Annotated in this window: 5 protein-coding genes and 1 pseudogene; 5 read left to right on the top strand and 1 reads right to left on the bottom strand. The window is 63.0% G+C overall.

The window, feature by feature from the left end; genetic code table 11:
* Positions 1 to 8: 8 nt before the first annotated feature.
* From AC5DC2_RS16875 to xth, 5 genes are all read left to right on the top strand, one after another.
* Positions 9 to 359, top strand: coding sequence for a P-II family nitrogen regulator (locus AC5DC2_RS16875; protein WP_018064835.1), 351 nt, complete (start codon positions 9 to 11; stop codon positions 357 to 359).
* 22 nt (positions 360 to 381) lie between these two features.
* Positions 382 to 1,710: an ammonium transporter gene (locus AC5DC2_RS16870; RefSeq protein ID WP_024708797.1), complete on the top strand. Its 1,329-nt coding sequence runs from the start codon at positions 382 to 384 to the stop codon at positions 1,708 to 1,710.
* 219 nt (positions 1,711 to 1,929) lie between these two features.
* Positions 1,930 to 4,659, top strand: a complete 2,730-nt coding sequence (locus tag AC5DC2_RS16865) for an FtsK/SpoIIIE family DNA translocase (RefSeq protein ID WP_491699312.1) — start codon at positions 1,930 to 1,932, stop codon at positions 4,657 to 4,659.
* A gap of 156 nt (positions 4,660 to 4,815) precedes the next feature.
* On the top strand, positions 4,816 to 5,490 hold the full coding sequence (locus AC5DC2_RS16860) for an outer-membrane lipoprotein carrier protein LolA (protein ID WP_024708795.1): 675 nt from the start codon (positions 4,816 to 4,818) through the stop codon (positions 5,488 to 5,490).
* A gap of 114 nt (positions 5,491 to 5,604) precedes the next feature.
* A complete protein-coding gene (gene xth / locus AC5DC2_RS16855) occupies positions 5,605 to 6,408 on the top strand; it encodes an exodeoxyribonuclease III (RefSeq protein WP_491699311.1) in 804 nt (267 codons plus the stop codon).
* On the opposite strand, the pseudogene AC5DC2_RS16850 reads toward xth, so the two are convergent.
* Positions 6,393 to 6,777 (bottom strand): annotated as a pseudogene (locus tag AC5DC2_RS16850) (hypothetical protein); the annotation flags it as partial. The gene xth and the pseudogene AC5DC2_RS16850 overlap by 16 nt on opposite strands.

Here is a 6,777-nt window from a genome sequence, read left to right as displayed (position 1 = left end):
AACAAAGGATGGGAAACCAGATGAAAATTGTGATGGCCATCATAAAGCCGTTCAAGCTGGATGAGGTGCGTGAGGCCCTCACCGCTGTCGGCATTCAGGGCCTGACCGTTACCGAGGTCAAGGGGTACGGTCGGCAGAAGGGGCACACCGAGATTTATCGCGGCACGGAATATGCCGTCAGCTTTCTTCCCAAGCTGAAGATCGAAGTCGCGGTTGCTGCCGATGTGGTTGAGAAGGCTGTCGAGGCGATCGCCTCCTCCGCGAAGACCGGCCAGATCGGTGACGGCAAGATCTTTGTCTATTCCATCGAACAGGCCGTGCGCATCCGCACCGGCGAAACCGATTCCGAAGCGCTGTAAGACAGCAGGGGGTAATCAGTCTATGTCTTCCAAACTCAAACTCTTTGCGGGCGTCACGGCGGTTGCGGCAGCTTCCTTTGCCCTTCCCGCGCTGGCTCAGGACGAAACCGTAATCGACCTGACGACGGCAACCGGCGTCTCGCCGGCGACCGCTGAAATCCTCAACACCATGCTGTTCCTCATCGGCGGCTTCCTCGTCATGTGGATGGCAGCCGGCTTCGCCATGCTCGAAATGGGCCTGGTGCGCAAGAAGAACGCCTCCATGCAGGGCCTGAAGAACATCGCCCTCTATTCGGTCGGCGGCATCATGTTCTGGTTCACCGGCTACAACCTGATGTATACCGGCGTTGACGGCGGCTTCATGGGCTCCTTCGGTCCCTACGTCTTCCCGGGGCCCGGCATGGATGATGGTTCGGCCGGCTATTCGGTCGCGTCCGACTGGTTCTTCCAGATGGTCTTCTGCGCCACGACCGCCTCGATCGTTTCGGGTACGGTTGCCGAGCGTATCAAGTTCTGGCCCTTCATTATCTTCACCGTCGTTCTGACCGGTATCCTCTATCCGATCACCGGTTCGTGGGAATGGGGCGGCGGCTGGCTCGACGGCATGGGCTTCTCCGACTTCGCCGGTTCGACGCTGGTTCACTCGGTCGGCGGCTGGGCCGCCCTCGCCGGTGCTCTGGTTCTCGGTTCGCGTACGGGCAAATACGGCGCGGACGGTTCCGTTCACCCGATGCCGGGCTCCAACATTCCGCTCGCCGTTCTCGGTACCTTCATCCTGTGGCTCGGCTGGTTTGGCTTCAACGGCGCGTCGCAGCTTGCCATCGGCTCGATCGCCGATGCCGGCGACGTCTCCAAGATCTTCGTCAACACCAACCTGGCCGCTGCTGCCGGTGCCGTTGTCGCGATGATCCTTCTGCAGATCATCTACAAGAAGGTCGACGTCACCATGGTCCTCAACGGCGCGCTTGCCGGTCTGGTCTCGATCACGGCCGAACCGCTGACGCCGACCGTTCCGGCCGCTCTCGCAATCGGCGCCGTGGGCGGCTTGATCGTCGTCGTCTTCGTTCCGCTGCTCGACAAGCTGAAGATCGACGATGTTGTCGGCGCGATCCCGGTTCACCTGATCGCTGGTATCTGGGGCACGTTCATTGTTGCGGCCACGAATTCGGATGCCACCTTCGGCGTTCAGCTGATCGGCATCGTTGCGATCGGTGCTTTCACCTTCGTCGCATCGCTGATCGTCTGGTTCATCCTCAAGGCCGTCATGGGCATCCGTGTCTCGCCGGAAGAGGAGGCGGACGGGCTCGACAAGTCGGAAGTCGGCGTCGAGGCCTATCCGGAATTCATGTAATTCCGCTTCAAAGCTACGGCCCGTATCATGCGGGCCGCGCGAACCCGGGCGTTTTCGCCCGGGTTTTTTGTTGCGCCGAAGTGATTCCGTTTTCCGATGGTTAAAGAGGCTTTAACCCATCGCTGCTAGCCTGCCGGCGATGCCCATTGTGCCGGCCGCCGAACAGGCGCCGGCGATGAGGGCGGCCGAATCAGAACAGAGTTTCAGGAACGGACAGACATGGCGGCACGAGCAGAGCGATACGGGGAAAAGAGCAGCGGGGAGTTCTCCTTCACCGGTTTTGTGCGACGCTATGTTGCGGCCCTTTTCGGCTTCGCGCTGTTCGTTGCCCTCTGCCTGGCGATCGCCGCGCTTGCGACATGGAATGTGGACGATCCAAGCGGGCTGCACGCCACCGGCCGCCTGCCGACCAATATTCTCGGTTATCCCGGCGCCGATTTCGCCGACATCATGATGCAGTCCTTCGGTCTGGCGAGCGTGTTCGCGCTTCTGCCGGTGCTGGCCTGGGCGCTGGCGCTGATGGCTGGTCGGCCCATCCATCGCAAGCCCTCGCGGCTTTTTGCCTGGTTCGGCGCAGGCCTCGTGACGGCGGCCGTGCTCGGTTGTTTTCCCGCGCCGCCCACCTGGCCGCTGCCGAATGGGCTCGGCGGCGTTGCCGGCGACCTGATCCTGCGCTTTCCGGCGCTGTTCCTCGGTCAGTATCCGGCAGGCGTCGCCGCCATGATTGTCGGCGCGATCTTCGCGGTGCCGGCCCTCTTTCTGCAACTTTACGCCGCCGGCCTGATCGTGCGCCAGCCGCCGGTCGTTGTCGAAAAGCCCGCTGTCCGGCAGACGGATCATGATCCGGGCGCGCCCTCCGTCGCCGATCTTTCGGAGGAGCGCGACGGCTTCTTCTCGCTCGCGCCGCTCATCGGTCACATGGCGCATTCCTGGTACATCACGCGCGCGCGCCTCAACCGTCTTTTCGCCCGCAAGCGCGTCGATGAAGAAGACGACCTGTTCGACGAGCCCTATGACTTCAACGAGGACAGTTTCGAACGTCTCGACGAAGAGGAGCGTCCGTCCTACCAGCGTCGCGGCGAGCCAAGCCTCGTTGACCCGGAAGCGCGGCGCGAACGCGGCTACGCGCCCATCGACCCGCCGCCCTTCGACTATGACGGGGCGAACGGCGGCTTCGATCCCGGCTATGACGAGGATGATGACGACGACTATCTGCCCGACGGTGTGCTGAGCGCCGATTTCGATATGCCGACCGCGCGCCGAACCGGCGCGGAGGGGCGCGATCGCCAGGCGGAAAGCAGCACGGCCGTCGCCCGCGAAGCCTCGCGAGCCCCCGTTGTTGCCGCCCCGGCCCCGCCGCCGCGACCGGCAAGCGCCGAGACCGCCCGCCGCCCGTCGCGCGCGGGCCATCATCACGCCGGCCATTTCGAACTGCCCTCCCACAGCCTGCTTGCCGAACCCAAGGGGCTTGCCCGCGACAAGGCGCTGTCGAAGGACGTTCTGGAGGACAACGCCCGCACGCTGGAGAAGGTGCTGGAGGATTTCGGCGTCAAGGGCGAGATCATTCATGTGCGGCCGGGGCCGGTCGTCACCCTTTACGAACTGGAGCCCGCGCCCGGCATCAAGTCTTCGCGCGTCATCGGTCTTGCCGATGATATTGCCCGCTCGATGGCGGCGATCTCGGCCCGCGTCGCCGTCATTCCCGGGCGCAACGCCATCGGCATCGAATTGCCGAATCCGCATCGCGAAACCGTGTTCCTGCGCGAAATCATCGCCAGCCGGGATTTCGAGAGTTCCAAGGCCAAACTCGCCATGGCGCTCGGCAAGACCATCGGCGGCGAGAGCGTCACGGTCGACCTTGCGAAGATGCCGCATCTGCTGATCGCCGGTACCACGGGCTCCGGTAAGTCGGTCGCGGTCAACACCATGATCCTGTCGCTGCTCTACCGGCTGACGCCGGATGAGTGCCGGCTGATCATGATCGATCCGAAAATGCTCGAGCTTTCGGTCTATGACGGTATTCCGCATTTGCTGTCGCCGGTCGTGACCGATCCGAAAAAGGCCGTCGTCGCGCTCAAATGGACCGTGCGCGAGATGGAAGAGCGCTACAAGAACATGGCCAAGCTCGGCGTGCGCAATATCGACGGCTTCAACAGCCGCGTGCGCCAAGCCGCCGAGAAGGGCGAGACGCTGTCGCGCACCGTCCAGACCGGCTTCGACCGCGAGACCGGCGAGGCGATCTACGAGACCGAGGAATTCGATCTCGAGCCGATGCCCTATATCGTCGTCATCATCGACGAGATGGCCGACCTGATGATGGTCGCCGGCAAGGATATCGAAGGCGCGGTCCAGCGTCTGGCGCAGATGGCGCGCGCGGCCGGTATCCACGTCATCATGGCGACGCAGAGACCCTCTGTGGATGTCATCACCGGCACGATCAAGGCGAACTTCCCGACGCGCATCTCCTTCCAGGTGACGTCCAAGATCGACAGCCGCACCATTCTGGGCGAGCAGGGCGCCGAACAGCTTCTCGGCCAGGGCGACATGCTGCACATGGCCGGCGGCGGGCGCATCCAGCGCGTCCACGGGCCGTTTGTGTCGGACCCCGAAGTGGAAGAGATCGTCGCCTATCTGAAGACGCAGGGCACGCCCGACTATCTCGACGCCATCACGGCGGATGACGATGACGACATGATCGATTCCGATGGCGGCAGCGCGTCCAACCTCTCCAAGTCGGACGATCCCTATGACCAGGCGGTCGCCATCGTTCTGCGCGACGGCAAGGCCTCGACGTCCTACGTCCAGCGCCGCCTCGGCATCGGCTACAATCGCGCGGCCAGCCTGATCGAAAGGATGGAAGACGAGGGCGTGATCGGTCCGGCAAACCACGCGGGCAAACGCGAAATTCTGGTGCCGACGGAGCGCGATATCATTGAAGGGTCCAATTGACGTCCCATCTTTGAATGCACGAACAATCCGGCGTCTGCCCAGAAATAGCCGTCTTGGCCGGGCAGGAAGCGCTTTAACAGAGTTTCAGGATATTGACAGATGAGTGACCGCAACGTGACCACGCCCCGAAACGCCACACGGTCGCGCCGGCAGTTCATGGGCGGGATCGCAGGCGGCGCGGCAATGTTGTTCTGTGCCGCCGCTCCGACCTTCGCGCAGACATCGGCCGTGCCGCTGCCCACGAAACGCGACGGGTCGCAGCAGGTCGCCCAGGCCGCCACGGCGGCGCCGGCCGATGCCGCGCAGAAGATCGCCAACCATTTCTCCTCGGTGAAGACGATGACCGGCGAGTTCATGCAGTTCGGCCCCCGCGGTGACCAGGCCGGCGGCAAGTTCTATCTGGAGCGCCCGGGCAAGCTGCGCTTCGACTATGATGCGCCATCGACGCTGAAGGTGATCGCCGATGGCCGCAATGTCGCCGTCGGCAATGGCGAGCTTGATACCTGGGACTTCTATCCCCTGTCGCGCACGCCGCTCAGCCTGCTTCTCGCCGATCAGATCGATCTCGAAAACCGAATGGTGCGCGATGTGCGCCAGCAGAGTGGGCTGACGATCATCGTGCTTGGCGACAAGTCGATCTTCGGCGACCAGGTGATCACGCTGATGTTCGACAGCAAGACCTATGAGTTGCGCCAGTGGACCATTACCGACGCCCAGGGCAAGGATACGACCGTGATCCTCTCCAACGTCCGCACCGGCGTCGAATTCGGCCGCTCCGTGTTCCGCATCCCCTACGACCAGATCATGGCAAGCCCAAGTTCGAGCAACTGACGGCCTTCCGGTTGCGCTGAGAATCGCCTATTGCTGATGCCCCCTAGAGCGCCGTGCGTCCATTCGGACGCATAAAGCACGATGCGCCAGGGCAGAGGCAGGAAAGGCGTCGACTTGGAACTGAAGCTTACCACATGGAACATCAACTCGGTGCGCCTACGCCTGCCGATCGTCAGTGCGTTTCTTGAAGAGCACGCGCCGGATGTTCTTTGCCTTCAGGAGATCAAGTGCCTGAACGACCAGTTCCCCTACAAGCCCCTGCGCGAACTTGGCTACGAGCACATCGCCGTTCACGGCCAGAAGGGCTATCACGGCGTTGCCATCGTATCGCGCCTGCCGTTGGGGGAAGGCTTTTCGACCGATTACTGCGCCATGGGCGATACCCGGCACATTGCGGCGGTGATCGATGTCGGCGGCCGCAGGATCCGCCTGCATAATTTCTATGTGCCGGCCGGCGGCGATGAACCGGATCCGGAGGTCAATCCGAAATTCCGCCACAAGCTCGATTTTCTGGAAGAGATGAAGGCGCTGAAGGCGGATGCCGAGGATGGCGTCAGTTCCATTCTCGTGGGTGATCTCAACATCGCGCCGATGGAGCATGATGTCTGGTCGCACAAGCAACTCCTGAGGGTCGTGAGCCATACGCCGGTGGAAACCGAGGGCATGCGCGACCTGATCGCCGCAGGCGGCTGGACCGACCTGATGCGCCACGTCACGCCTGAGGATGAAAAGCTCTATACCTGGTGGAGCTACCGCGCCAAGGACTGGCGCGCGGCCAATCGCGGCCGCAGGCTCGATCACATCTGGTCGTCGGCCGATCTCGTGCCCGCCTTCCGGCGTTTCGAGATCCTCACCGATGCGCGCGGCTGGGAAAAGCCCTCCGACCATGTGCCGGTGACGGGCTACTTCTCGCTCTGATCAGCCAGGCGGCCTGGCGGCATGGCCTTGACCGCGCCCATCAGCAGAATGCCGAGAACCGTTGCATTGAGGATATGCCAGAGGAAGTGCGTGCCGAGTCCGCCGGTGATCGCGCATGAGGCCTGGTCGAGGCTGCGGAAGGTCAGCGACATGATGAAGATCGCAGTGGCGCCGGCGAAATAGCGCCACACCGGATGACCGCGATAAGCGGCGATCGCGCTGGCAAGCGCCATGGCGATCAGCGCCGGCGCATATTGCAGCGAGCCGTTGAGCGGTGCGCCGTCTCGCCCCAAGAGCCCCACGAGATAGACCACCGCCACGAAACCGAACAGCGTCGCCACCATGTAGCCGATGATGTCGAAGGTCCTG

Source organism: Martelella sp. (assembly GCF_984369615.1).
Note: the sequence above shows the minus strand (reverse complement) of the source record. Positions and strands in the feature narration are given on the sequence as shown.